Below are 26,082 nucleotides of genomic sequence, written 5' to 3' on the forward strand. Positions count from 1 at the left end.
CCTATGCACAAGTTGGGGGACTTTCGCAGCGCCGACGCGCTCTCCGATCAGGAGATCGTGTCCGGCATCAGCGACATCACCCACGCCGAAAACAACTTCGCTGCAAAGAAATACGCACTCCTCGCCGAGTTCTCGCGACGCGGCCTCAACGTCAACCTCAAACACTCGACGCCGACGCGGTGGCTCGCCTCCGGAACCCGCGTCGCCGACGGGAACGCCGCCCGACAATTCGACACCGCCAACTGGCTCACCCACTGGCCCGCAGTGTTGAAAGCCCTCACCGACGGTGACATCCACGTCGCGCACGTCAGAGAAATCTACGACGGCTACACCCACATCCGCACCGCCGATCCAACGCTCGGCAGCACCCGAATCATCGACATCGTCAACGACCTACTCGGCGTCGCATTCGACGCGACCGCAGCGAAGGTACAGAAGCGGGCACACGAACTCGCCCACGCGGTCGCCCACGACGCACGCGCACGCTACGACGACGCTCAGCGCGAACGCCAACGACGCGAAGACGAACGCCGGGAGCAGGAAAAGCTCGGTGACACAGTCGAACCCGAAGACCAACACGAAGAGAAGGTCGAAGCGAAGGTCGGCGCCGACGGTGTCCCCGAGGGGCCGCCTCCGCTACCGGCATCGGAGAACCCCGCACTCAACAGGTTCGACCTCTACCTCCAATCCGACGGACGCACCACCTTGAGAGGGGACGTCGACAAGATCCTCGCCGAAAAGCTGCGGGCGGTCCTGTCACCGCTGTCGAAACCTCGACCCGAGCCCGACGCCACCCTCGACACCCGGAGTCCATCGAAACGCCAGGCCGACGCGCTCTCCGAGCTACTCGACGCACACCTCACCGGGTACGCCCCCGGGCACGATGGGTCGAGGCCGCAGGTGAACGTCACCGTCAACCTGCGGGACCTACTCACCCCCGAAGCACAGGCGAAAATGGGCGGGAACGCGGCAGCCGTTTCCGCTGAGACAGGGACAGGCAGTCCCGACTGGCCCTTCCGCCTCGGGTGGACCGGGCCCATCAGCAAAAACCTCGCCGAACTCTCGAGCTGCGACGCCGACCTGACGCCGATCATCATCGACCACAACGGGATTCCCCTAGCGATGGGCAGGACGGTCCGCCTCGGCACAACCTCCCAACGCACCGCCGTCATCCTCCGGGACCGCTGCTGCGTCATGTGCGGGCGCCCCGCCGACTGGTGCCTGCTCCACCACGTCGTTTTCTGGCGGAACGGCGGCCCCACCGACGTCAACAACCTCGCCCTCGTCTGCAGTGAATGCCACCGCGCCATCCACAACGACGGATGGGACATCGCATTCGGCGACGACGGCCACCCCGTCGTCATCCCGCCAGTCACCGTCGACCCGCACCGAAAACCACGACCCAGCTACCACCGAAGACGAAAACCCGCCATGTAGAACAACATTGACGTCAGCGCTGGGCCAGACCCGCCGCCCGGCCACACCACATCGACACCCGGAGCTGCTGCGCCCCACCCATTCAGAGTCCGAGCGCGAAAAACAAGAGCGGTAGCCGTCAGATCGACCCGGCCTGCTCGATGACCAAGATCCGTGCTTCCCCGACCGGAACCGCTTTGTGCTCGTCACCGACCTCGGCCACGCACATCATTCCGGGCACGAGTCTTTCGACGTGCTCGCCATTGGAGTCCCGGTAGTGCATGTCCACGATGCCGTCGACGACGACGAACACTTCGGTGCCATCGTTGACGTGCCAGACGTAAGCACTATCGGTCCAATGCAGGCGGACAGTGGCGTTGTCTACGGACGCGAGCAGTTGCGCGCCCCAAGCCTGCTCCGCGGTGAACTCGCCGGCCGTCACGAAACGCATCCATTCGTCCCCCATATGTGTCGAAGTCGATGACCAAACGCTACCGTCCGACTTATGGCGCAGCTCACAGCCTTCTCAGTTGTACACAACATAGTTGTGAACTACTGTTCTCCGGGTGCAGCGACACCGCGCCGTCTGCGCAAACACGAGGAGACCTATGAGCACCACCGAAAAGCAGGCCAGCAGAGTGCTGATCCCGGCGCTCGCAGTCACCGTGATGGTCGTCGCGCTGCTCCAAACAGTGGTCATCCCGGTGCTGGCAGACATCGGCAAAGCTCTGGACGCATCCTCCTCCGCGGTCGGCTGGACGGTGACCGCGAACCTGCTGGCCGCTGCAGTCCTGACCCCGATACTCGGACGGCTCGGTGACGTCCGTGGCCGACGCCCAGTACTCCTGGGGATCCTCCTCGTCGTCGCGGCGGGTTCGCTGCTGGCGGCACTGACCACCTCGCTACCGCTGCTGATCCTCGCGCGGATTCTGCAGGGCGCGTCGTTCGGCCTCTTCCCTCTCGCTATCGGGGTGCTGCGTGACGAACTACCCGCGCAGCGGCTCACCGGCGCGATGGCCGTGGTCAGCGGCACTCTCGGCATCGGCGGCGGCATCGGGTTGGTGCTCACCGGGTTACTGACCCGCGACGGCGGCGACTACCACCGCATCTTCTGGCTCTCCCTCGGCGTCACGTTGGTGTCTTTGGTGCTGGCAGCGGTCACTGTCCCCAAGCACGGCCCAGCGGGCGGCGGCAAGATCGACTGGCTCGGCGGCGGCGTGCTCGGCGCCGGATTGGTACTACTGCTCCTACCGCTCTCACAGGGTCACGAATGGGGTTGGGCCTCGCCCGCCACCATCGGCTGCCTCGTCGCATCGGTGATCGTCTTCGCGCTCTGGATCATCCTCGAACGCCGGGTCGACGAGCCGCTCGTGCTGCCGTCGCTTCTGGCCAACCGCCCGTTCATGGTCACGAACGCCGCAGGCCTCCTCATCGGCGTCGCGATGTTCGTCTCGTTCCTCGGTGTCTCCGGGTTCGTGCAGGCCCCCTCTGAGGTCGGTTACGGGTTCTCCGCCAGCGTCCTCGCCGCCAGCAGCGTCTATCTTCTGCCCGGCGCGCTGGCCGGAGTCGTCGTCGCACCGATCGGTGGACGCCTCGTGCACCGCTTCGGTGGCCGCTTCACCTTGATCCTCGCCTCCCTGGTCGGCGCTGTCGGCTTCGCATTCATCGCCGTTCTCCACACCGCCAGCTGGCAGATCATCCTCGGAGTGCTGTTCATCAACAGTGCAGTCAGCCTCGGCTACGCGGCGATGCCTGCGCTCATCGTCGACGAGGTGCGCCCCGATCAGACCGGTGTCGCCAACAGCGTCAACTCCATCGCCCGCTCGGTCGGCAGCTCGCTGGCCAGCGCGGTAGTCATTACCCTCCTCAGCAGTCAGCTACTCCCCATCGGACTGCCGAAGGAGTCTTCGTACGTCATCGCCTTCGTCATCGGCGCCGTCGGACTCACCCTCAGCGCCGTCATCGTTGCCGTCGGCCTGCCTCGCCCGGGTTCACGCGTAGACACCCGGACCGCCCTGGAGATCGAACAGGAACGGGCGACTTCCCTCGCCGCGGAATGGTCGACGGTCACCGGACGTTGAAGACATCATCAAGCCAAACAGAGAAGAAGGAACAACTATGACCTCAGTACTTGTCGTCGTCACCGGCTCGGACCATTGGACCCTCAACGATGGCACCCTCCATCCGACGGGATTCTGGGCCGAGGAACTGCTGAGCCCGCTGTCCGTTTTCCGTGACGCCGGCATCCCCTTCACCATTGCCACTCCGGGCGGAGTCCGCCCGACTGTCGACGAAACCAGCCTCGCCCCCGAATCGACCGGTGGCGCAGACGAATCCGCTCGCCAGCGTGCAGCACTGGACGCGCTCGACGACCAGCTTGCAGCGCCGCTGAAGCTCGAGGACGTCTCTGCCGATGACTATGCAGCCGTGTACATCCCGGGCGGGCACGGCCCGATGGAAGACCTCGCGGTCTCCCCGGTTCTCGGCAAGCTGCTTATCACCATGCTCGACGCCGGAAAGGTCATCGGCTCGGTCTGCCACGGCCCCGCCGCTCTGCTCTCCGCGACGAAGCCCGACGGCGAATGGGCATTCGCCGGGCGTGTGATGTCCGGGTTCACCAACGACGAAGAGCGCCAGGCAGGGTTGGCCGACAAGGCACCGTGGCTGCTCGAGGACCGACTGCGTGCCGCCGGCGCCGATCTGAAGGTCGGGCCTGCGTGGGGACCGTTCTCCGTCGTCGACGGCACCGTCGTCACCGGCCAGAACCCGCAGTCGAGCACCGAGGTTGCCGAGAAGATCGTCGCGCAACTCCAGAAGTAACCAGTACGACAAAGAACGGAGCGCCACACGGCGCTCCGTTTTTTCGTCTACTGGAGCAATTCACCGACAGTGGCGAGGCTCGGCAACACGTGCGTGAGCGGTGACTTCCTGAGCACGTCCTCGCCGAACGAGCCACTGAGCACGCCGACGACGATGCCGGCGCCCGCATTGTGCCCGGCGAGAACATCATTGGGCGTGTCCCCAGCCACCAGGACGCGTCGAACATCGGTGACTCCGGTTGCCTCCATGCTGCGGAAGATCAGGTACGGCGCGGGCCGGCTCGCGGCAACGAGGTCGGAGGTGACGAGCGCGTCGACCGTGTCTTGCTCCCCCGCCCCGACTGTCCAGCCCATCCCGGCGAGGATGGCGTCGGCAATGTCCGCGGAATACCCGGTCTGCAGGGCAACTTTCACGCCCTCCGAACGCAAGGCGCGCAGGGCCTCGGGTACGCCCGCCACTGGCTTCGGCGGTGTCTGCCGGTAGGCGGTGATGAGGCGCGCACGAAAATCCTCGAACACTTCGTCCACGAACTTCGGATCGGTGGACGCGCCCAGCCCGTCGAGTAGTCCGGTGATAGCTTCGAGTTTACTGGTCCCCTTCCACTTGGCCAGCAGTTCGGCCGGTAGCGGGCAGTTTGCTGCGTCGGCGACGGTCCGCGAGAGCACCTCGTACACGAGGCCTCCCTCGTCCACGGTGGTACCGGCCATGTCGAGGCTGGCGAGTTCGAACGAGCGAGTGGTGGTCACGAAATCTCCTTGACGATGCGCAGGTCGTGCGCGGATCGGGTGTTGTCGATGGTGAATGCGACCCGGTCGGGTCGGTACCGGTCGTCGGCGTATTCGAGTGGAGTACCAGAAAGATCGACCGCCCTGCGCCTTTCGCGCAGCAGGGGCGCCCCTGGGTCGATGTCGAGGTGCGCCGCGTCGACGTCGGTGGCGGCGACGGCATCGATGGTGTGCCTACCTTCGTGCAGGTCGACGCCCTGCCCGATCAGGTATGCGTAGATGGAACCGGAGTCGGGGTCGAAGTCGAACAGCGTGCGTCCGACCGATTCGATGAAGCTGGAGCGCTCGAGCATCGCGGGCATTCCGTCGAGCGTCCGGAGCCTGAGCACGTCGACGACGGCGGTGCCTGCTTCCAGGCTGAGCGAGGCTGCGGCCAGCGGAGTCGCTGCACGGCGAGCTATCTCGAGGGTGCGCTGACCTGGGGTGCGGCCGATCGCCTCCGCCCACGCGGTAAACGACATGAACGTCTCGAACGGTTGCCCGACGGCGGTGTCGCACACCACCGGTGGACGTCCACGGCCACCGGCGATCAATCCTTCGTTACGTAGCGCGGCCAACGCAGCCCGCACGGTTCCGCGGGAGGCCTCGAATCTCGTGCACAACTTTGCCTCCGAAGGCATGGGAGCACCGACGGGCAGGGTGCCGTCGACGATCTGTGCACGGAGAGCATCGGCGACGCGGGAATGCAGCGGAAGTGACACTGAGACTGGCCTCCAACATGATTGAACAACTTTGATGCTGCGCAGTCTAACCACTCGAACCTTGCAGAAACAATGCTGCACAACGGACATGAACGCATGGTGAACTTGTTCGAACAACTCGCTGCGGACCGTTGACGCCCGGTCACCGAGCGGGAACTGTTGTCCAGGTGATGATCGACCGAACCCCCCACCACCGATTCGACCTCGTCGTCGTCGGCGCCGGCATCGTCGGCCTTGCCCATGCCGTCGACGCGGCCCTGCGCGGTATGTCCGTGGCCGTCGTCGAACAGGACGACCGTGCCGTCGGCGCCTCCATTCGCAACTTCGGGCATGTCTGCGCCACAGCACAATCCGGACACGCACTGACGCTGGCACTGTCCGCACGCGAACGCTGGCTGATGCTCGGAAGCAAGGCCGGCTTCGAGGTACGCGAATGCGGCACCCTCGTTCTCGCCCGTGCACCGGACGAGCTGGCTGTACTCGAAGAGTTCGCCGCCGAACGCGGATCAGAACAGGTGACGCTCGGCGCCGCAACCGGTTCGTTCAGCGGCATCGGCGCCGCACACCTGCCACTCGACCTCCGCGTCGATCCTCGCGACGCAGTACCGGCGATCGCCGCGTGGCTGGCAGCGGAAGGCGTCGAATTCTTCTGGAACACACACGTCACCGGCATCGACACGAACGCGGTGCACACCTCGCGCGGTGAGATACACGGCCGGAACATGATTCATGCCGTCGGCCACGACGTCGACCGGCTCTTCCCCGACATTGCCGCCGAATGGAACGTCGAACGCTGTCGCCTGCAGATGCTCGAAGTCGCCCCGCCCGGCGACGTCGTCGTCGACGCGGCCGTACTCACCGGACTGTCGATGCTGCGTTACGACGGGCTCGCGGCGATGCCCTCTGCCACCGAAGTACGCGAGCGGATGAAGGCGGACTCACCCGAACTGCTCGACGCCGTCATGAATCTCATGCTCACTCAACGCCCCGACGGTGCCATCGTCCTCGGTGACACCCACCATTACGCACGCACCCACACCCCGTTCGACGATGAACGCAACGCCGAACTGCTTCTGCGGGAGGGTGAATCACTGTTCGGCGCGCCACTGACTGTTCGGCGCCGCTGGCGTGGGGTCTATGCCAGCAGTGACCGCACCGACTTCCTCATCGCCTCCCCCTCCTCGAACGTCCGGGTGGTGTCGGTGACCTCCGGAATCGGCATGACCACCGCGTTCGGCCTCGCACCCACCGTCCTCGACTCGTTCTGACCTTCACTTCACCAGGAGAACCCATGTTCAAGCCCCGCCACGCGGCTCTCGTGATCGCCGCGCTCGCATTCACCCTCACCGCCTGTGGCGACAGTTCCGACTCCGCCGCGAGCACTCCCACCTGCCCGGGCGGAAAGATCCGCTTCGGTGTGGAGCCTTTCGAGGACCCCGCCAAGCTGACTCCGGCCTTCCAGGTCGTCGGCAAAGCTCTGTCGGAGAAGCTGAACTGCCCGGTAGAGGTAACTGTGGTGGACAGCTACTCTGCCGAGGTCCTCGCCATGCGCAACGGGCAGCTCGAGCTCGGCGTCTTCGGCCCCCTCGGTTACGTTTTCGCGAGCCAGGAAGCCGATGCCCGCGCGCTCGCCTCCTTCGGGACGGCCGACGGCCGGCTCTCGACCTACACCGCCGGGATCTGGGTGCCCAAGGACTCCGACATCGACTCGATCGACGACCTCCGCGGACGCACGCTCGCCCTCTCCGAGCCCGGATCGACCTCAGGTGACGGTCTCCCCCGAATGGCGCTGCGCGAGAGCGGAATGAAGGACGACGACGTCAAGATCACCTACGCCGGCGGCCATCCCGAGGCGCTGCTGGCATTGGCCAACGGCAAGGTCGACGCCGCCGAGATCAACTCCCAGCAGCTGGCGACCTCCACCGGGGAAGGCCAGTTCGACACCTCGAAGTTCCGTCAGGTGTGGACCTCCGACCCGATCCCCAACGACCCGATCACCGTCGCAGGCGGAACAAGCCCAGAATTCCAGAAAGCCGTCGCCGACGCCCTGGTTGATCTGCCGCCCGACGCCGTCGCCGAGGCGGGCGCTCTGCTCGACGTCGACCCGGCCGGACAACTCCTGCCCGTGGACAAGAGCACGTATCAGCCACTGTTCGACCTGGCCGACGCCCTCGGACTCACCTCCAAGGACGCGGAATGACCGCCGACGTGTTGTCCAAAACAACAAGGGATGTAGTTACTTTCGAGCGCGACGCTCCCGCATTGTCGATCCGCGCGTTACGAACTTCCTTCGGTGACCGCACCGTCCTGCACGGCGTCGACCTCGACGTGCGCGCCGGGGAACTGGTGGGCATCCTCGGCGCCAACGGGTCCGGCAAGTCGACGATGCTGCGATGCGTCGTAGGCCTGACCTCGGTGGACGGCGGCAGCATCGAGATCGGCGGCGAATCCGCACTGACCCAAGGCCGTGTCCGTAAGGCAGCCATGGTGTTTCAGCAGATTCATCTCGTCGGTCGAAGATCGGTCCTCGACAACGTCTGCGCAGGCGCCCTCGGCAGATTGTCGCTCCGCAGGTCGTGGTCCACCCTCGCATTCCCCCGCGCCCTGCGGGAGGAGGCGATGGGATGCCTCGACCGCGTCGGGCTCGCCGACCGAGCACACGACCGCGCCGACCGACTCTCCGGCGGCCAGCAACAACGCGTCGCCATCGCCCGAGCACTGTGCCAACGAGCTCCCGTCCTCCTCGCCGACGAACCCGTCTCGGCCCTCGATCCGGCCTCGGCCGAACAGGTCATGACGTTGCTGCAGTCCTTGGCTTCCGACGGCATCGCCGTCGCCGCGGTACTGCATCAACCAGATCTTGCGCGACGGCATTGCCATCGCATGGTCGGGCTCGATCAGGGCCGGATCTCCTTCTCCTGCGCGGCCTACGACCTGGACGACGACACCGTCACCGCGCTCTACAGCCCCTCCGAAAGAGTTGAACAATGACCACACTCGATGTTCGACGCCTCGAGGTACCACCTCACCCGCGCCGCCGGATGGGCCCGATCGGGGGCGCCGCCCTCGTCCTCGGTTTGATCGCCGTGCACATCTGGGCGGTGGAGGAAACCGATGTGTCCGCAACCGCTCTCATCAGCGGGTGGCAGGGCATCACCTCGTTCCTGAGTTCCGCTTTTCCACCGGACTTTTCGTGGACGACCGTCGTGCAGCCCGGCATCGAGGCATGCCTGGTCACGCTGGCGATCGGACTCGTCGGCACGACGTTCTCCATCCCGTTCTCGATCCTGTTCGCCGTACTCGGATCACGGTCGACGAACCGAAACCCGTTCGTATATCAGGCCGTACGCGCCGTCATGTCGTTCCTGCGCGCGGTTCCGGACATCGTGTTCGCGCTCATCTTCGTCACCGCCGTCGGGCTCGGACCGTTCGCAGGCGTGCTGGCGATCATCCTGCACAACACCGGAGTGATGGCCAAGCTGTGGTCGGAGGCGATGGAAGAGATCGACCAGGGACCCATCGACGCACTACGCGTCGCCGGCGCGTCGAGCACGCAGGTAGCGATACATGTAGTTCTGCCGACGGTCGTTCCGCAGTTCGTCGGACTGTTGCTCTACCGGCTCGACGTCAACGTCCGGTCCTCGCTCGTCCTCGGGCTTGTCGGCGCAGGTGGTATCGGATTCCTCATCAACCAGTCGATCTCACTGTTCCGTTTCGACGAAATGATGACCTACATCCTGATGGTTCTGGTTCTCGTCGTCGCCGTCGACCTGCTCAGCGGTGCAGTGCGCAAGCGCCTCGGGGCATGACCGCTCTCGCGGCGGTGTGGTCAGGGACCTCGTTCTCCCTCCAGCAGGTGCCGTTCCCGGAGCTGGCCGATGGTGAAGTCCTCGTCGAGATCGAACTGTCCACGGTGTGCGGAAGTGACCTGCACACCGTCGCCGGGCATCGCAACACTCCGGTCCCCACCGTCCTCGGGCACGAAAGCGTCGGACGCGTGATCGACATCGGCGCCGACGCCACCGTTGCCGTCGGCGATCGGGTGGTGTGGACCGTCGGCACAGCCTGCGGCACCTGCAGGAGATGCCTGCGCGGGTTACCGCAGAAATGCGTCGACCTCCGCAAGTACGGGCACACCGCGATCAGCGACCGGTGGACTCTCAACGGCGGCTTTGCAACTCACATACACCTCCTCGCCGGAACGCGCACCATCGTCGTACCGGAAGACCTGCCCGCGACGCTCCTCGCTCCCGCAGGGTGCGCCACCGCCACCGTCGTCTGCGCGGCACGGCGCATCGGGCTCGCCGCAGGTGACGCCGTGGTGGTCCTCGGCTGCGGCATGCTCGGGCTGACCGCAGTGGCCTACGCCCTCGACCGCGGTGCTGTATCGGTGGTGGCCTGCGATCCGGACCCTGCCCGTCGAGCATCGGCGTCGGAGATCGGGGCGAGCGCGGTGTGCGCGCCGGAAGAGTTGGCCGAGGTGGCCCGTGGAGCCGATGCCATCTTCGAACTGTCCGGGAGTTCGTCTTCCGTCGCCGCTGCACTCGACGTGGTGGAGCTGGGTGGGCGAATCGCGTTGGTGGGATCGGTGTTTCCCAGTTCAGCTGTGGCGTTCGATCCAGAATTTTTGGTCCGCAACCTCGTCACCGTCTCCGGAAGTCACAATTACGCGCCGGCCGACCTCGTCGAGGCAGTGGAGTTCTTGCAGCGCACACCGGCGGCGCATCTACTGGCTGCTGCCGTCGGCGAGCGTCATCCGCTGGAGGAGATCGATGCTGCCTTCGCCTCTGGGCGGTCTGCTGTGCGGGGCGCCGTCGGCTAGCTTCAGGTGAGGTACCCCCGGGGGTACTTGCATACCCCCCTAGGTATGTGCGACAGTGGAACGACAGAGCCACCGCTGACCGCTGTCGGTCATATACCCCCACCCGTATAGGAGTAGCTGATGTCCGAGTCGGACACCGTTCTGGATTCACGTCGTGAATCGGAGAAACAACAGCGCCGCAAGCCCGGCATACTCGGCCGACTGGGTAGCACCATGGTCACCCGTCGCAAGTGGGTGTTCGGGGTCTGGCTCATCGCTCTCGTCGCCCTCGGGTCCGCGGCACCATCGGTCTTCACCTCGCTCGCCGGCGCAGGATGGCAGGCCAACGGCTCCGAATCCGTCCAGGTCCGCGAGCTAGCGCAAGAACACTTCGGCGGAAACTCCTCCGCCGCGGTGCAGGTCGTGGTGCATTCCGACACCGCGACAATCGACGACCCCGCAGTGCAGCAGACACTCGCCGCAGTGACCGGAGTTTTCGACGGCGACGCCCGGTTCGGCGAAATCATCGCCCCACAACCCGGTATGACGATCAGCCCCGATCAGCACACCGGCATCGTCATCGCCGGCGCCAATGCGAGCACCGACGACATGGTCAAAGCCGTCGACGACGTCAAAGAGGACCTGACCGCGCTGTCCGGTGACGGCATCGAGGTCTACCCCACCGGATCGTCCGCACTGTGGTCCGACTTCAACAAAGCCAACCACGACGCCATGATTCAGGCCGAATTGATATCCTGGCCAGTCACTTTGGCGATCATGGTTCTCGCGTTCGGCTCCCTCGTCGCCGCAGGACTCCCGTTGCTGCTGACCGTCGCCGGACTCGTCGCCTCCGCAGGTGGCCTCGTACTCCTGAACCAGGTCACGCCGATCTCGGTGTGGGCGATGAACTTCGCGATGATGTTCGCTCTCGCCCTCGGAATCGACTACGCCCTCTTCATCGTCTCCCGGTTCCGTGACGCCCTACGCAAGTCCGATCCGCGGGCTGCGGTCGCCGAAACCATGGACACCGCCGGTAAAGCAGTGGTCCTCTCCGGCCTGACCGTGCTGGTCAGCCTGACCGCTGTCCTGCTCGTCCCTGCCCCCGCGGTGCGAACGATGGCCGTCGGCATCATGCTCGCAGTGTTCTTCGTCCTCGTCGCAACCCTGACCTTGCTACCGGCGACACTCGGCGCCCTCGGCCACAAGGTCAACGCAGCTTCACTGCCCTACGCCAAACGCCAAACACATCGCTCACCGAAGTTCGCGGCCTGGGGCGAACTGCTCCACAAGCACCCCTGGCCGTTCGCAGTCGTCTCCGTCGGCATCTTGATCGCCCTCGCGTTGCCCGTCCTGGGGCTCAAGGTTGCGATGCCGTCCATCGCCGTCGTCCCCGAGGACGCACCCGTTCGCCAAGGCTACGAACTGGTCCAAGCACAGTTCGGCGACGGCGCACCCGGGGCACTGCAGATAGTCGTCGCCGACGCCGACGCCCAACAGACCGCGTCAGCGGCAGCAGGCGTCGACGGCATCGCCATGGTCACCCCACCCCAAACCGCCATGGACGGATCAGGATACTCACTCCTACAAGCACTTCCGACGGTCGACCCTTCGGACGAAGCGATGGGCACCATCCTCGCCGACCTCCGCGCCGAACTACCGGAGACCGCACTGGTCGGCGGCGCACCGGCGGAGAACCTGGACCTGCAGCAAGCCCTGAACGACTACCTGCCGCTGGTGATCGGCATCATCCTCGTCCTCGGTTTCATTCTGTTGCTCGTCGCTCTGCAAGCCCCGCTGATCGCGGTGCTCGGTACCGTTGTCAGCCTGCTGTCCACCGCCGCAGCATTCGGTGTCGCGAAGCTGATCTTCCAGGACGGTCACGGCGCGTCACTGCTCGGCTTCACCCCACAGGGCTTCCTCGACGGCTGGGGACCGGTGTTCTTCTTCGCGATGATCTTCGCCATCGCGATGGACTACACCGTCTTCCTCCTCGCCACCGCGAAAGAACACTACGAGAAGTCCGGTGACGCCAAGATCGCCCAGGTCGACGGGCTCGCCCACTCCGGTCGCGTCATCCTCGCGGCAGCAGCGGTGATGGTCGCGGTGTTCTTCACCTTCGCGCTCTCCGACCCGCTACCTCCAAAAGAGATGGGGATCATTCTCGGTGTCGCAGTGCTACTCGACGCGGTACTGATCAGGCTCATCCTGCTCCCCGTCCTACTACGCCTGACCGGCCACGCGGCCTGGTGGTCACCGGCATGGCTCCGCAAGGTCCTACCGTCCATCAGCTTTTCCCACTGACATTTCGATACCGAAGATCGGAGACAAAAAATGATCGACAAGTTCTCGGGCTGGCCCATCGAACGCACAGTGCCCGCCCTCGCAGCGGCCGTCGTCACCACCGGACTGGTCCTCGGCGAAACCAGCTCGCCGCGTTGGCGCTTCCTGAGCGCCTTCGCCGCAGCAAACCTGGGCCTCTACGCTGCAGTCGGATGGTGCCCGGCGAGCCTGCTACTCGCAAAAGCCGGCGTGCCCAGTCTTCGTAACGTTCGAAACGGGTAGTCCTTTCACAGGACCGCTCACAAACGAAAGGGATCACTTATGAACATCGCACTATCGACCACTTTGACCGATACCGACTTCGACACTGCCGTCGCCGAAACCAAAGAAGCACTCTCCGCACAAGGCTTCGGCGTCCTGACCGAAATCGACATGCAGGCCACCCTGAAAGCCAAGCTCGGCGAAGACATGGAGCAGTACCTGATCCTCGGCGCCTGTAACCCGAACCTCGCACACCGCGCGGTCGGCGTCATGCCCCAGATCGGGCTGCTGCTCCCCTGCAACGTCCTCGTCCGCGCCGACACCACCACCGCGGGATCGTTCCTTGTCGAGGCAATGAACCCCGCCATCATGGTCGAGGTCACCGGCGAAGCCGAACTGTCCTCCGTCGCACAAGAAGCGACCACCAAGCTGCAGGCCGCGATCTCCGCTCTCGGTGGCCAGAACTCCTGACCGAACCAGCATTCGAGGGGCGGCTGGGTTCATCCTGGCCGCCCCTCGTTCGACTCCCGCCCTCGGGATGACGTCACCGCCATCTTTTATGCCCCCAGGGGTACCATTGGGGAACACTCAGCACAATCCGAAGGAGACCGACATGATCGGCGACGAAGACAGCATCGCATTGGTACTCAACCGACTGCGACGCGCGCACGGCCAACTCGCCGGAGTGATCGGCATGATCGAAAACGGACGCGACTGCAAAGACGTCGTCACCCAACTTGCCGCCGTATCCCGCGCACTCGACAAAGCCGGATTCAAAATCGTCGCCACCGGTCTGCGCGAATGCATCACCGGCGAGACCGCCGGCAACACCGAACCGATGACCGAGGCCGAACTCGAGAAGCTATTCCTCGCGCTGGCCTGACCGCCTGGAAGTGGCTGACGGGGGTCCTCACAGTGCTGGTAACAGTGGTGTGCGGGGTGATCATCTTCACCTTCACACCACCAGTCGTCTTCTTCCCGGTCTACGCACTGGCCTCTGCGGTCTTACTGTTCCTGGGCGCACTATGGCTCGTACTCGCCCTGATCGGGTGGTTCAAATACCACTCGCTGCGATGGACCGCATTTGCACCGGCCATCGTCATCATCACAGCCGCACTCGTCTTACTGTCCGTACCGTCGAAAGGCGCATTCGCGGTATCGAAAGGCGCACTGGAAACCGTCGCCCAGGACTGCACGAAATCCACGGACACCCGCCGAATCGGTGCATACTCGGTCCGTTCGGTCCGCCCCACCGACAGCGGATGCCTGTTCTTCATCGTGGGCGGCCTCATCGACTCGATCGGCTTGGCCTACCTACCCGACGGCGCCCCCTACCTCGGCGAACCGCGTCACGACGGAGACATCGGATACGAAGAATACGATGGCGATTGGTATCGGTTCGTCCAGCGATTCTGAGCCCGCAAGAGCATGTTTCTGTGTGCGGCAACAACTACTTATCGGCAACTCTGGTAATTCTAACCAGTGAATGCACTGGGGAATGGCTCGCTACTTAGCGATCGAACACCATCCACTCTTTTACGAGCCTTGAAACAGGCATATCGGTCCATTCTCAGTTTTCGCACAACCCGCATTTATTCGCTACTCTCGAGAGGAATACACACCTCGAAGGGATCTCGCACGTGGCGAAGCAAGTAATCTATGAATTGGTCGACGACATCGACGGCACAGCAATCGACGAAGGCGAAGGCGAATCGATCGAGTTCTCCCTCGACGGCGTCGACTACGTCATCGACCTTAAAACCAAGAACGCCAACGAATTCCGCAAGCGGCTCGAACTGTACGTCGGACACGCAACCCGCGTCGGCGGCCGCAAGCGCAAAGTAGCGTCAGCCGGCGTCGCCCCGAAGGCCGCATCTTCCTCAGCGCCGACAACCAAGCGTGACCCCGCTCAAACCCGTGCTATTCGCCAGTGGGCATCGGACAGCGGCTATGAGATCAACGACCGCGGACGCATTCCCGCCGACATCGTCGAAGCATACGAAACAGCAAACGCTAGCTAGATTCCGACGCGCCTGGCCTGCCTACTGGTCAGCCAGGCGCCTCGAATCAGCATGAGAACCACCAAAATATCCATTCCGGTAGTCGTAGTTCGCGGGAATAGATCGGCCGGGGTTCAGGGTGCTGCCCCGCCCCCCATCGCTTCAATGGTCCACTCATACGATCAGATAGCTTCAGGGCGCCATTCAAGCGATGACGGGGCGACCGCAGTTGCCCTCAGCCGTCCGCGCGAAGCAGGTCAGCTCTTCGGGTACTTGTACAGGCCCTCTCCGGTAGAGATGCCCAGCTTTCCCTTGTCGATGTAGTTCTCCTTCAGGAAAGCAGCCAACCGCTGCTGGTCTTCGTTGCCCTGAGAGGCGATGTTGTACGGCGTAGTGAGTCCGATGATGTCGTAGATCTGGCATGGCCCGAGTGGAGCGCCGGTGGCGATGCGCCACGTCTTGTCGATCATCTCCGGGTCGGCGATTCCGTCGACGAGGAGGAGTCCAGCTGCGTCGAGGAACGGTACGAGGAGTGAGTTGAGTACGTAGCCGGGCTGTTCCTTCTTCAACTCGATCGGGATCATACCGATTGCGGATGCGAAGTCGACGACTGTCCGATACACAGCGGGGTCGGTCTTGGACGTGCCCATCACCTCGGCGGTGTTACGGACCCAGATCTGGTTGGCGAAGTGCAGGGCGAGGAACTTCTCCGGACGGCCGGTGGAGTCCATGAAGTCGCTGGGAAGCAGCGTCGAAGAGTTCGTCGCGAAAATCGTGTGCGCGGGGGCGAAACCGCCGATCTTGGTGTAAGTATCGCGCTTGATGTCGAGATTCTCGGGAACAGCCTCGATGACCAGGTCCGCAGCCTGTACAGCTTCCTTCAGGTTCGACGACAGAGTGATCCGCTCGAGCGCGGCCTCAGCCTTTCCGTCGGCCGCACCTTCGACTTGCTGCGTGTAAACCTTCACCAGCTTGCCGAACTGAACCTTCGCCTTGTCCAGCGCCGCATCGTCGATGTCGTATGCGACGACCGAAAATCCATGGTACGCAGTCTGGTACGCGATCTGAGATCCGAGAACACCTGTCCCCAATACCGTCACGTTGGTGATGTCAGTCATCTGATGGTCTCCTCTGCAGTTCATTCGTCATCGTTCACCGAAGCGAGGTCAAAGATTCTTCGCCGGAGAGGGTTGGCATACGCGCTAGCTCTCCTGCGAAGTTCGGCCACCTCTCAACCTACGCCAGATTGTCGATTCGAGGCCGAGCATCGGAAGTTCGAAAGATCTGGGACGGATGCGAGTGTCGGCGAAACTCTTTGTCCATCAACGTACTAACAACGATAGCGAGATTCGGTTCATTCCGATGTGAGGGCATGACCGGTGACACACACGGACCGAGCGCATTCCCCGGTCCGAATATTTCGCCACCCGTGTGCACTATTTCGGTTCCGCTGCAGGTGAAGCAAGGGTCGAATGAAATCCTTCGTCACGTTGATCGTCCGCCTCACGAAGTAAAGAAGCCCATGAGCAAGAACACATTTCGATCATATGAAAGTGACGCCGTTACCCTATTGCTGCCCAGCGCAATTCGATGATCAAGCGCGAGCTACCTGTCTTCACGGCTCGCCCGCACCGCGCATTCAGCTCAGGGTTCTATCCGTGCGCGGACTTCGATTACGAGCTTCGCGGCATGCTGGGAGCAGCCGCGTACGGCGCCGCCGATGTCGGTGAGGTCCTCACCACGATCGACGCAGTCGCAGGCAAGGACCACTGGTTTCGCGCCTGACACGACATTGCCTCTCGCACTGAGGTGTGGGACGTCGCGGCCGTGCACACAGTCATGCAGTGCGGATGACGGCGGTATAGATTCCCACCGCCAATGCTGCGATCGCTGCAGTCCATCCGACGCTGGCATCGATGAGGTCGCCAGCGAGCCGGCCCTGTGCAATCCACATCAATCCCCAGACGATCCCGATTGCCGGTGCGACCGCGCCCGAAGAGTACGTGGCCAACCCGACTGCCACCAGGGCTGCAACGACCAGGACGGCGCAGGCCCACAATGTCGCTCCGCCGGTGACGCCGAGGTCGACGAGCCAGGCCGTGATATTCGCGATGGTCGCCACGCACACCCAGCCGAGGTAGAGGCCCATCGTTCCGTCCGTGATCACCGCGTCCAGCCGGTTCTCGGGGCGCTGCTGTTGGAGGAGGACGAACACGCGGGCGAGGACCGCGAGCAGCGCTGCGATGACGAACACGCTCAGCCACAGCAATCCCACCTGAATGGTCAGGATCCATGCGGCGTTGAGCAGCATGGACACCGCAATCGGCAGTCGGAGGGGAAGGTGGCGCTCACTTCGTCCGGGCAGTGCCTGCCACACCGCGTATGCGAAGAATCCGAAGTAGATGACCGTCCAGATCGAAAATGCACTCCCGGCGGGCGCGACGAGCGTCGACGTGGCGCTCAGTGCACCGCCGGCGGCCTCCGCGATGGGAGTGCCGACCCACGCACCGGAGCCGATGAACGAGCCGATGACCGCCGCAATGGCGCTGACTATTACCCCGACCTTCATAACGGGTAGATGCCCGGATCGACCGTTCACAAACGAGAGGGTGGCCCGGAGCGACATTTCTGCTGGTGATGACGCTTGCGCGGTCGGGGAGGTACCGCCCGGCCGCGCAAGTTTTCACATCACGCCAGTTGAACGGTGGCCGTCGCCCGGTGCCCGAAGATGCGCTTGCCCTCGAAGGTTGCGCCCAGCGAGATCACTGCTGTTCGACTGTCCGCGTCGAGCGATTTGATCTTGCCCGTGAACAGGATTTCGGCGGCGCGATGTGGATCGACGGGAATCGGCGCGGTGAAGCGGACCGTGTAATCCTTGACTGCGCCCGGATCGCCCAACCATGACGTGATGTAGCCGCCACCGAGCCCCATCGTCAACATCCCATGTGCCAGAACATTTTTCAGGTCGACGAGCTTGGCGAACCCATCGCTCCAGTGGATCGGGTTGGCATCTCCCGCGACACCCGCGTAGTTCACGAGATCGCCACGAGTGAGGCGAAAGACCTTTTCCGGCAACGCATCTCCGACGGTGACGTCCTCGAACTTCACCGAAGGTGCAGAGCGATGGTCGACCAGCGCGAGCGGTGGATGCTCCACCTGCTCCTCTTCCTCATGCGTGGTGGCGTTTTCGCGAGCAGTCGACGGCGTAGCGCCGTGCATCACCAGATTTTCCGCTGCCTCGACGATTCCTGAGTCGATATCTCCGTCGCGGCCGATCAGTAGCGTCGTGTACGTGGTCTGTACCAGCTCGTTGCGCTGATTGGACACGATGTTCTTGGTGACCATCATGTCTTTGCCCATGACCTCCTTGTAGGAGTCGAGGGAGACGTCGCAGTACAGCTGATCGCCCGCGACGATCGGCTGGTGGAATTCGAGGACCTGATCGGTTTGCAGCATCTGCCCCAGGTCGAATCCGACCGCGATCTTCTCGAGCAACCGACGCTGCGCAAGGGTGCCGACCAGGGAGATGAAGGTCAGTGGCGCCGCCAACCCGCTGTAGCCGAGAGCTTTGGCTGCGTCGGAGTCCCAGTGCACCTGGTTGAAATCCTGAACTGCGCGAGCGTACTCACGAACCTTCTCGCGTCCGACCTCGTAGAAGTCGTTCGTCCGGTAGTGCAGGCCCACCATTGCACGGACGTGCTCCGCTGGATCGAAATTCTCAGAAGTTTTTCCAGTCATTTCTCGCAACATACCGGGCCGAGCGCCGCTAGTACACGTAGGACCGTGTCCTTGTGGCAGTTCACAGCCGGCTTCAGGCAGTGCGATGCCGGGGGACGACGTCGTATCTGTCCGGTTCGAACGGCGTGACCGGGGGGATCCGCGTCACTGCCGTCAGTGGACGTCGAGAGCGTGCCCGCGATGCGTCGGCGGCCAGCAACGCCGCCCCGTGTGCGGTCAGCGATTCGGGCTTATCGGGCACGAGTACCGGCAAGCGCAGGTCACGCCTGAAGACGCGGCGAAGCGAGGGGATATGCGCGCAACCACCGACCATGACCAGTGCGTTGACCGATTTCGGTGCGTCGACGATGGCACTGGCGGTCCAGTCCTCGATCGATCTGACCGAGCGGTCGACGATGTCATCGAAAGAGCTGCGCCACAATCGAACCGGACCGCCGACGAACGGTCCGGTCACCTCCGCCACGCGCAGGCTCGACAACTGCTCGCGAGCGAACCGAATGGCGACGCCGAGACGGTCCAGTGCCGAGGCGGACACCAGTTCGTCGGCACCGTAGGTGGCGAGTAGATAGTTGCGCACTGCCTCGTCGCACACCGATCCACCGAATCGAGTTGTGCGCTCCGAGCTGAAAACTTGACCGGTGGCAGGATCGGCGATCGACACGGTGGTCCCCGAAGCACCGACGTCGCAGAGTGCGACCGTGCGCAGGCCCTCGAGTTGTCCGCTGCCGCGCAGGAACCTCAGCTGAGCGCCGAGTTCGGAGACGACCATGAACCGATCTGCCTTGTGCATCGAGTACGCCGAGGTCAGGGGCCTGCTCGCTGGATCGTCCGGGACCGCGAGTACGGTATCCGCGGCGTCCACATCCTGCACCTTCGCCATGGAGTCCAACAGGCCGAGAGCAGCGGCGACGTGCTCGGACGCCTCGAACAACCTCGCAACGTTGACCGAGCGCACCGAATCGTCCGCTGTATCGAGAGCTGTAGCCCGGGCTGCCGACGAACCCACTGACACCCCAAGCACCGTTTTCATGGCTTCCTCGACTCCACTATGACCGAACAGATGTAGAGACCATAGCTGTGAAATCAGTCCGTGGGTAGGCTTCGATACCTTCGAAGATTCTTGAAGTATGTTTCGGGCGACCTCGCTGCTACTCCGGAGTCGTCTCGGGCTCTTCCGTCGTCGTCGATGTGGGCGCGTCCGTGGTGGTCGTGGGCTCCGGGGTGGGCTCGACCGACGTCTCCACCGGCGGCTGTTCAACGTCCGTGGGTTCGATGCCACCCCCGGGCGACGTCGGCGTGATCGTCGACGTCGTCGTAGGCGCGAGAGTAGGGGCGATCGTTGCGGCAGGCGGAAGCTTCGGTTGCGGGCGCTCGGCCCCTGCGGCCGAGGGTCGTGACACACCGACGGGCGGGACGAATTCGGGCCTGACATCGGAATTCACCACGGGATCCGGGTCTTCCAACGGCACCGCCGCCGGAGGAACCGAATCATCTGCCGCCGGAATCGACGTCGCGTACGGCGTATCGACCGAGTCTGCGGGGACGACCGTTCTGGTGTCCACCGCAGGATCCACCGTCATCGCCAACGCGCTGACTCCCCCGAGCGCCGCCAACACGAAGGCTCCGACCGCAGCGACCTGCCAGATCCCGCGACGAGGACCGAACGACGACACGGTGCGCCCGGCCGGACTCACCGGATCCACTACGCCGACCAGCAGTGCTGCAGCGACATCGAGTGGTAGCCCGTCGGCGAGGTGGGAATCGAAGATGTCGACGACGATCAACGGTTGCGCCTCGGACGCAGCGACCGCGTCGATGACGATCTGGCACTGCATCGCGTTCTCGCAGACGATGGCAGCACCGGAGACCGTGAGACCGCTCTGCAGGGCTTGAATCCTGGTCGACCCCAGTGCTGTGGCAACGGCCTGACCAATACCGTCGGGCACCGCTTCCACCGACACGACGCGGGTAGCTACCGGGCCGAGCTCAGGTAGATCTGCGTCGACCAGGGAAGCCGTCACTTCGAAGGTACTGACATGCACGCCGAGAGCGATACGCATGACGGACTTCCCCCCCTTCCCGTTTACGCCGAAAATTTCTATTACTCGAAAGGTTTTGTCGCTAAGAATACAGTCGCCTTCCGGTTTTTCGTTAGTCATTCACACGTTCAATTTCGACACTTCGGCCCGAGCAGCCTCGGCCGCCGCGATCTCCTGGGCATAGAGCACACCGAAGGTGAAGCCGTTCTCCCCCGGTGTCACCCCCGCCTTCCGTCCGAGGTCGACCAGCTTCTGTGCAGCGACGACGGCGTCCTGATGCTCGCCGAGCACTTCCTGGACCGCTTTGTATCGCTCGATCCGAGCCGTCGCTTCCTTCTTCCCGACGATCGAAACGATCGACTCGGCGGCATACCTGGCACGTTTCCCTGCCTTGCGGGCCCGGTGCAGTTCCGCGTCGTCGCCCCCGGTTACTGCTGCCGCGACGCGCCTACGGACCTTACGGCCGGCCTTGCGCGCAAGTCGATCGAGTTCATCGGCGTCGACGTCCTCGGCCCCGGCTGCTGCCGGGAATGCGCGCGAGAGGTTACCGAGACTCGTCAGCAGGGCCCGGTAACGACCTCCGTCCAGCTCCGTCGCAATGATGCCTCGGTGTCGAATCTGTTCGGCCAACAGATCGCTCTCGATGCGCGCGGCAACCGGGCCGAGCACCAGCTTCGGCGGCAGGTTGTGCACCGCGTCGGACAAGCGGGCACGCAGTACCTGCCTATCCCTGACCTCACCGAGAAGTCCTGCATACCAGGCCAACTCGGAATCCATAACCGAAGCCACATCCTCGTCGAACAGGGCACCGAACACACGCAGTGTGCTCCGGTAGCGTCGGATCGCAACGCGCGTGGAATGGATCGGGTCGAGTCCCCGACGCAGGTACACATCGCCTGCGAAGATGGCCTGCGCCTGCTCGTCGAGGTATGCCGCCAGGACCCCGAGCTCCGGCATCTGAGTCTTCTCCAAGTTCACAGCCAACGCACGATGCAGCTTCGACGGGTGCGCACCGCGCTGAGCTCCGGCGGCGAGCAGCGCCTTACCGAAACGCTTCAGCGTCTCTTCCGACCCCGCCGCACCCAACTCGACTTCCAGCTCGCGCCATCGGTGGTCGGGGACACCTTCTGCTTGGACGTCGACCGAATCGTCGGCGAGTTCGGCTAGCACGGATCCGTCCGAGGCAGTGAACACATGCCGTCGACGCTTCGAGGTCAGGGTGGCAACGGGGACCAACGGTTTCCCCAAGGCGACGCCTGCGAGCACGCTCGCGAGCTCTTCCGGGACCTGCGCGTCTTCACCGGTACCGAGCGGCAGCCGGATCTCGGTGCGTGCCTTGTCAGCGGGGACTTTCACGTGCCAGCCCGTGTCGGTGTCTCCGCGCCGCCGTCGCAACGTGATCCCGCGCCGGAGCAGATCGAGATCGGGCGTGTCGAAGTAGCTACTGATCAGCTCCACCTCCGATACGTCGATCGCTCCGCCCTTCGGAATCAGTTCGGTGAGCGAGGGAAGTACGAAGTCCGAGGTCGCGTCGTATTTGTCCTCGCGCTCGGTCTGTATCGAAGCCATGTCCGCCAGTGTGCCGGACACGTCGGATCAGTCGACCGGTGACTGGACGAAGTTCAGATACGCCTTCGACGGTGTCGGGCCTCGTTGCCCCTGGTACTTCGAACCGGTCGTTGCGCTGCCGTACGGATGCTCGGCCGGGCTGGACAACCGGAACAAACACAGCTGGCCGATTTTCATGCCGGGCCAAAGCGTGATCGGGAGGTTCGCCACGTTGGACAGCTCGAGGGTGATGTGGCCGCTGAAACCCGGGTCGATGAATCCGGCCGTCGAGTGCGTCAGCAAGCCGAGGCGACCGAGCGAGCTCTTGCCTTCGAGTCGCCCCGCCAGGTAGTCGGGAAAGGTCGTCAGCTCGAGCGTCGAGCCGAGCACGAATTCTCCGGGATGCAATACGAACGGCTCACCCTCGGCGGGTTCGACCAACGTGGTCAGCTCGTCCTGCTGTTTCGACGGATCGATATGGGTGTATCGAGTGTTGTTGAACACGCGGAAGAGCTTGTCGAGACGTACATCGACACTCGACGGCTGGACCATCGAGTCGTCGAACGGCTCGATCCCCAAGTTGCCGGTGGACACTTCGGTACGGATATCGCGGTCGGAGAGCAGCACACCCCGCAGGCTATCGCGGCCACCGCCGGGGTTCGGCGGTGGCCGTACGTCGAGCACCCCGCTTTGCGCTCTTTATCTTGCCGAACAACGGTAGTTACCCCCGATAATGAGCAAGATCAACTTCAGATGGGTTCAAACAAGACTTCGACACAAGGATGCGGATGGAATCGACTTTCGTTCTCGATCCTGAGATCAGCGAGCAGAAGCAACACTGCACACCCCTGACCACAGATTGGAGCTATTTCGACACCCAGCTGAACTGCACGGTGCTGGCAACGACGCCGCGAGCACGGCCAGAGCTGTGGCGCGCCTTCACCGAGGGAGCGCTGGCGAGCTACTCGCACTTCGGCGTCGAGAAGGCCCTCGAATACGACGAGATCGTCGACGGCGCCTCGACCACCATGTTTCTTGCCGCCGTCGACGATTCGGGTCGTCTTCACGGCGGACTCCGTGTGCAAGGGCCGTACACCCAGCCCACTCACACACACGCCGAACGAGAGTGGGCCGACTGCTCGACCGGCCGCGCCGCGCTCCGCAGCATGGTCGCCGACCGCCTACCGCACGGAGTCGTCGAGATGAAAAGCGTGTGGACCGCCCAAGACGCTCCCCGTCAGGGCACCTCGGGATACCTCGGGGCGATCGGCGCAACACTGGCCGCAGTCGCTCTCAGGAGCCGCTTCACCTTGGCCACGAGTGCGGAACATGCAATGGGCCCCTACCTGGACTCCGGTGCGGTGATGGCGGCCCACATCGACGCCGTTCCCTACCCGGATGCCCGCTACCGGACACGAGTCCTCTGGTGGGACCAGCACATGATTCCGCGGCACACGACCTCGAACCTCTATCAGCACATCGCACGTGCAGTAGCGCAACTACTCCCCAGCCCCCATATTTCGACGGAAGCAGCAACATCATGACCACATCCTGGCAAGCCGTCATTCTCGACGAGACTCGACACGAGGACCGCGCACTGTTGGACCGACTGCGGTCGGACCCGAGCATCGAGGTCCTCGATCGACTCACCGAACAACGCGCCGGGCTGGCACGGTTGACGCCGAGGCCGACGGCCGAGCTCGTCGAGGAACCGATGCGATGGATCTACTACCCGTGGCGCCGAACCGTCGTCGCCACGCTGGGGCCGGCCGGCTTCCGCCGACTTCGACTGGACCGCAACCGCAACAAGATCACCGCTGAAGAACAGGAACGATTGGCGACGCTGACGATCGGGATCGTAGGCCTGAGCGTCGGGCACGCCATCGCGTACTCGCTCGCGCTCGACGGGGTCTGCGGGGCACTGCGGCTGGCAGATTTCGACGAGCTCGAACTCTCCAACCTCAACCGAATCCCGGCCACACTGCTCGACCTGGGCCTCGGCAAGCCGGTCGTCGCAGCCAGACGCATCGCCGAGCTCGACCCGTATCTCCCGGTGAGCATCGACGATCGCGGTGTGACGGCAGAGTCGGCCGACAGCTTCCTCGACGGGCTGGACCTACTTATCGAGGAGTGCGATTCACTCGACGTGAAGGTCCTCGTTCGGGAGAAGGCGCGTGAGCATCGAGTCCCCGTCATCATGGAAACGAGCGACCGCGGACTGCTCGATGTCGAAAGATTCGATCTCGAGCCCGACCGGCCACTTTTCCACGGTCTTCTCGGCGACATCGATTCGAAATCCCTCGAGAACCTCTCCACACACGACAAGGTGCCGTACGTCCTCGCTATTCTCGGCGCCGAGGACCTGTCGGCGCGGATGGCGGCGTCGATGATCGAGGTCGACCGCACGACGACTACCTGGCCGCAGTTGGGGAGCGAGGTTGCTCTCGGCGGAGCCACCGTCGCCGGGGCGGTCCGTCGGTTCGGATTGGGTCAACGACTCGAATCCGGACGGGTGCGAATCCACATCGACGACCATCTCGATGCGCTCGTCACCCCCACCGGTGCCGCGCATTTCGGTGTCACCACCTCGTCCAAGGAACTTCCCGATCTGCATGCGGCCGAGTTGCACACGCCCAGCGAGGCGATCGTGCACTCGGCCACCCGCGCCCCGTCCGGCGGAAATGTCCAGCCCTGGACCATCACCACCACGTCGGACTCCGTTCGGCTGACACTCGATCGGTCCCGCACGAGTGGGCTCGATGTTGCCTACCGGGGCAGCCATGTCGCCATCGGTGCAGCGTTGTACAACGCACGCGTCGCGGCCGCGCACTTCGGCGTACTGGGCGAGAGCACGGTTCTACCGACCGGAGACACCGTCGAGGTCGCTCTCGAATTAACCTCGAGCGCAACCGAAAACGAGCTGGCCGCGCACTACGACGCCATGTTGGCCCGAACCACCAACCGGCATCTGGGAATCCCCGCCGACGTCGACGCGGCCACCGTCGGAGCTCTCGATGCCGCCGCCGAAGCGGAAGGAGTTCGCTTGGAGGTGATCACCGACCGTGCCGCCATCACCGAGATCGCCGGGATCATCGCCGAATCCGATCGAATCCGATATCTCACCGCCGAACTCCACACCGAGATGATCTCCGAACTGCGGTGGCCGGGCCAGGATGATCCGGACACCGGAATCGACGTCGCCGCACTGGCTCTCGATGCAACCGACCTGGTGAAGCTCGATGTATCTCGAAGATCCGATGTCATGGCGCTGCTGGGTGATTGGGACGGCGGCGTCGCGCTCGGCGAGGACAGCCACGACCGCATCGAATCCAGTTCCGCACTCGCGGTCACCGTGGTGTCCGGCCACGCCCCCGCCGACTTCGTCCGTGGCGGCTCCGGCACCCAGAGCGTGTGGATCACGGCGCAGGCTCACGGACTGGCGGTACATCCGGCGTCACCGGTCTTCATCTACGCGCACACCGATGCGGAGTTCGACACTCTGTCCCCGCGCCACGCCGACGCACTGTCGCGGTTGCGAACGCGATTCCACAAGGTGGTCGGCATCGAAGACGGTGAATCGATTGCGTTGGTGCTGCGCCTGTCCCACACCGACGGGCACGCCGTTCCGAGTAGAAGGCGAACGTCGACCCCGGTGGTGCAGTAGGCGGTACAGTCCACTCTGGCCTGTCCAGG

At 63.9% G+C, this 26,082-nt stretch carries 27 protein-coding genes; 17 read left to right on the forward strand and 10 right to left on the reverse strand.

All coding sequences use genetic code 11. The features are described 5' to 3' along the window. The first annotated feature begins 3 nt into the window (after positions 1–3). Positions 4–1,437, forward strand: a complete 1,434-nt coding sequence (locus O1W68_RS03660) for an HNH endonuclease signature motif containing protein (protein ID WP_269301512.1) — start codon at positions 4–6, stop codon at positions 1,435–1,437. A gap of 118 nt (positions 1,438–1,555) precedes the next feature. On the opposite strand, the gene O1W68_RS03665 is transcribed toward O1W68_RS03660, so the two are convergent. Further along, positions 1,556–1,867: a cupin gene (locus O1W68_RS03665; protein ID WP_269301513.1), complete on the reverse strand. Its 312-nt coding sequence runs from the start codon at positions 1,865–1,867 to the stop codon at positions 1,556–1,558. Between the two features lie 157 nt (positions 1,868–2,024). Here O1W68_RS03665 and O1W68_RS03670 point away from each other — a divergent pair, with 157 nt between their 5' ends. Both O1W68_RS03670 and O1W68_RS03675 read left to right on the forward strand, forming a co-directional pair. Continuing rightward, a complete protein-coding gene (locus tag O1W68_RS03670; protein ID WP_269301514.1) occupies positions 2,025–3,497 on the forward strand; it encodes an MFS transporter in 1,473 nt (490 codons plus the stop codon). Positions 3,498–3,534: 37 nt separating this feature from the next. Continuing rightward, positions 3,535–4,236 (forward strand): type 1 glutamine amidotransferase domain-containing protein, encoded by a 702-nt coding sequence (locus tag O1W68_RS03675; protein ID WP_269301515.1) that lies wholly within the window; start codon positions 3,535–3,537, stop codon positions 4,234–4,236. Between the two features lie 47 nt (positions 4,237–4,283). Here O1W68_RS03675 and O1W68_RS03680 read toward each other — a convergent pair whose 3' ends face one another. Further along, entirely contained in the window at positions 4,284–4,982 is a 699-nt protein-coding gene (locus tag O1W68_RS03680) for a phosphonatase-like hydrolase (protein ID WP_269301516.1), read from the reverse strand. Continuing rightward, complete coding sequence (locus O1W68_RS03685) at positions 4,979–5,722, reverse strand: GntR family transcriptional regulator (RefSeq protein ID WP_269301517.1); 744 nt, start codon at positions 5,720–5,722, stop codon at positions 4,979–4,981. The genes O1W68_RS03680 and O1W68_RS03685 overlap by 4 nt, the downstream gene beginning before the upstream one ends. Before the next feature lie 170 nt (positions 5,723–5,892). Here O1W68_RS03685 and O1W68_RS03690 point away from each other — a divergent pair, with 170 nt between their 5' ends. From O1W68_RS03690 to O1W68_RS03740, 11 genes are all read left to right on the forward strand, one after another. Beyond that, positions 5,893–6,990, forward strand: a complete 1,098-nt coding sequence (locus tag O1W68_RS03690) for a TIGR03364 family FAD-dependent oxidoreductase (protein ID WP_269301518.1) — start codon at positions 5,893–5,895, stop codon at positions 6,988–6,990. A 23-nt stretch (positions 6,991–7,013) separates the two neighbouring features. Continuing rightward, entirely contained in the window at positions 7,014–7,922 is a 909-nt protein-coding gene (locus O1W68_RS03695; RefSeq protein WP_269301519.1) for a phosphate/phosphite/phosphonate ABC transporter substrate-binding protein, read from the forward strand. Next, on the forward strand, positions 7,919–8,713 hold the full coding sequence (locus O1W68_RS03700) for a phosphonate ABC transporter ATP-binding protein (RefSeq protein ID WP_269301520.1): 795 nt from the start codon (positions 7,919–7,921) through the stop codon (positions 8,711–8,713). The genes O1W68_RS03695 and O1W68_RS03700 overlap by 4 nt, the downstream gene beginning before the upstream one ends. After that, positions 8,710–9,531, forward strand: coding sequence for a phosphonate ABC transporter, permease protein PhnE (phnE, locus tag O1W68_RS03705; RefSeq protein ID WP_269301521.1), 822 nt, complete (start codon positions 8,710–8,712; stop codon positions 9,529–9,531). Before O1W68_RS03700 ends, phnE begins: the two co-directional genes overlap by 4 nt. After that, positions 9,528–10,544 carry a zinc-binding dehydrogenase gene (locus O1W68_RS03710; RefSeq protein ID WP_269301522.1) on the forward strand — a complete coding sequence of 339 codons (1,017 nt, stop codon included), beginning with the start codon at positions 9,528–9,530 and terminating at the stop codon, positions 10,542–10,544. Before phnE ends, O1W68_RS03710 begins: the two co-directional genes overlap by 4 nt. Positions 10,545–10,664: 120 nt before the next feature. Next, a complete protein-coding gene (locus O1W68_RS03715; protein ID WP_442972268.1) occupies positions 10,665–12,824 on the forward strand; it encodes an MMPL family transporter in 2,160 nt (719 codons plus the stop codon). 30 nt (positions 12,825–12,854) lie between these two features. Beyond that, positions 12,855–13,085, forward strand: coding sequence for a YgaP-like transmembrane domain (locus O1W68_RS03720; RefSeq protein ID WP_269301523.1), 231 nt, complete (start codon positions 12,855–12,857; stop codon positions 13,083–13,085). A gap of 39 nt (positions 13,086–13,124) precedes the next feature. Continuing rightward, positions 13,125–13,535 (forward strand): DUF302 domain-containing protein, encoded by a 411-nt coding sequence (locus O1W68_RS03725; protein ID WP_269301524.1) that lies wholly within the window; start codon positions 13,125–13,127, stop codon positions 13,533–13,535. A gap of 142 nt (positions 13,536–13,677) precedes the next feature. After that, positions 13,678–13,947: a metal-sensitive transcriptional regulator gene (locus tag O1W68_RS03730; RefSeq protein WP_269301525.1), complete on the forward strand. Its 270-nt coding sequence runs from the start codon at positions 13,678–13,680 to the stop codon at positions 13,945–13,947. A 32-nt stretch (positions 13,948–13,979) separates the two neighbouring features. Beyond that, positions 13,980–14,480: a hypothetical protein gene (locus tag O1W68_RS03735; protein ID WP_269301526.1), complete on the forward strand. Its 501-nt coding sequence runs from the start codon at positions 13,980–13,982 to the stop codon at positions 14,478–14,480. Between the two features lie 224 nt (positions 14,481–14,704). Further along, positions 14,705–15,085: a histone-like nucleoid-structuring protein Lsr2 gene (locus tag O1W68_RS03740; RefSeq protein ID WP_136170214.1), complete on the forward strand. Its 381-nt coding sequence runs from the start codon at positions 14,705–14,707 to the stop codon at positions 15,083–15,085. 236 nt (positions 15,086–15,321) lie between these two features. On the opposite strand, the gene O1W68_RS03745 is transcribed toward O1W68_RS03740, so the two are convergent. After that, positions 15,322–16,182: a 3-hydroxyacyl-CoA dehydrogenase gene (locus O1W68_RS03745; protein WP_269301527.1), complete on the reverse strand. Its 861-nt coding sequence runs from the start codon at positions 16,180–16,182 to the stop codon at positions 15,322–15,324. 472 nt (positions 16,183–16,654) lie between these two features. Between O1W68_RS03745 and O1W68_RS03750 the strand changes: the two genes are divergently transcribed. Then, positions 16,655–16,849 (forward strand): hypothetical protein, encoded by a 195-nt coding sequence (locus tag O1W68_RS03750; protein WP_269301528.1) that lies wholly within the window; start codon positions 16,655–16,657, stop codon positions 16,847–16,849. A 52-nt stretch (positions 16,850–16,901) separates the two neighbouring features. Here the strand turns inward: O1W68_RS03750 and O1W68_RS03755 are convergent, their stop codons facing one another. The 6 genes from O1W68_RS03755 to dcd all read right to left on the reverse strand — a co-directional run bounded on the left by O1W68_RS03755 (position 16,902) and on the right by dcd (position 23,016). Beyond that, on the reverse strand, positions 16,902–17,633 hold the full coding sequence (locus O1W68_RS03755) for a TspO/MBR family protein (RefSeq protein ID WP_269301784.1): 732 nt from the start codon (positions 17,631–17,633) through the stop codon (positions 16,902–16,904). Between the two features lie 119 nt (positions 17,634–17,752). Beyond that, on the reverse strand, positions 17,753–18,802 hold the full coding sequence (locus O1W68_RS03760; protein WP_269301529.1) for a fused (3R)-hydroxyacyl-ACP dehydratase subunits HadA/HadB: 1,050 nt from the start codon (positions 18,800–18,802) through the stop codon (positions 17,753–17,755). 73 nt (positions 18,803–18,875) lie between these two features. After that, entirely contained in the window at positions 18,876–19,832 is a 957-nt protein-coding gene (locus O1W68_RS03765; RefSeq protein WP_269301530.1) for an Hsp70 family protein, read from the reverse strand. 118 nt (positions 19,833–19,950) lie between these two features. Continuing rightward, positions 19,951–20,862 (reverse strand): hypothetical protein, encoded by a 912-nt coding sequence (locus O1W68_RS03770; RefSeq protein WP_269301531.1) that lies wholly within the window; start codon positions 20,860–20,862, stop codon positions 19,951–19,953. 99 nt (positions 20,863–20,961) lie between these two features. Continuing rightward, positions 20,962–22,410, reverse strand: a complete 1,449-nt coding sequence (locus O1W68_RS03775; RefSeq protein WP_269301532.1) for a CYTH and CHAD domain-containing protein — start codon at positions 22,408–22,410, stop codon at positions 20,962–20,964. A gap of 27 nt (positions 22,411–22,437) precedes the next feature. Further along, positions 22,438–23,016, reverse strand: a complete 579-nt coding sequence (dcd, locus tag O1W68_RS03780) for a dCTP deaminase (RefSeq protein ID WP_088945046.1) — start codon at positions 23,014–23,016, stop codon at positions 22,438–22,440. A 161-nt stretch (positions 23,017–23,177) separates the two neighbouring features. Here dcd and O1W68_RS03785 point away from each other — a divergent pair, with 161 nt between their 5' ends. Both O1W68_RS03785 and O1W68_RS03790 read left to right on the forward strand, forming a co-directional pair. Then, on the forward strand, positions 23,178–23,933 hold the full coding sequence (locus O1W68_RS03785; RefSeq protein WP_269301533.1) for a hypothetical protein: 756 nt from the start codon (positions 23,178–23,180) through the stop codon (positions 23,931–23,933). Beyond that, on the forward strand, positions 23,930–26,053 hold the full coding sequence (locus O1W68_RS03790) for an Rv1355c family protein (RefSeq protein ID WP_269301534.1): 2,124 nt from the start codon (positions 23,930–23,932) through the stop codon (positions 26,051–26,053). The genes O1W68_RS03785 and O1W68_RS03790 overlap by 4 nt, the downstream gene beginning before the upstream one ends. Positions 26,054–26,082: the final 29 nt, after the last annotated feature.

The sequence above is a fragment of the Rhodococcus sp. H36-A4 genome (assembly GCF_027158005.1).
Lineage (GTDB): Bacteria > Actinomycetota > Actinomycetes > Mycobacteriales > Mycobacteriaceae > Rhodococcoides.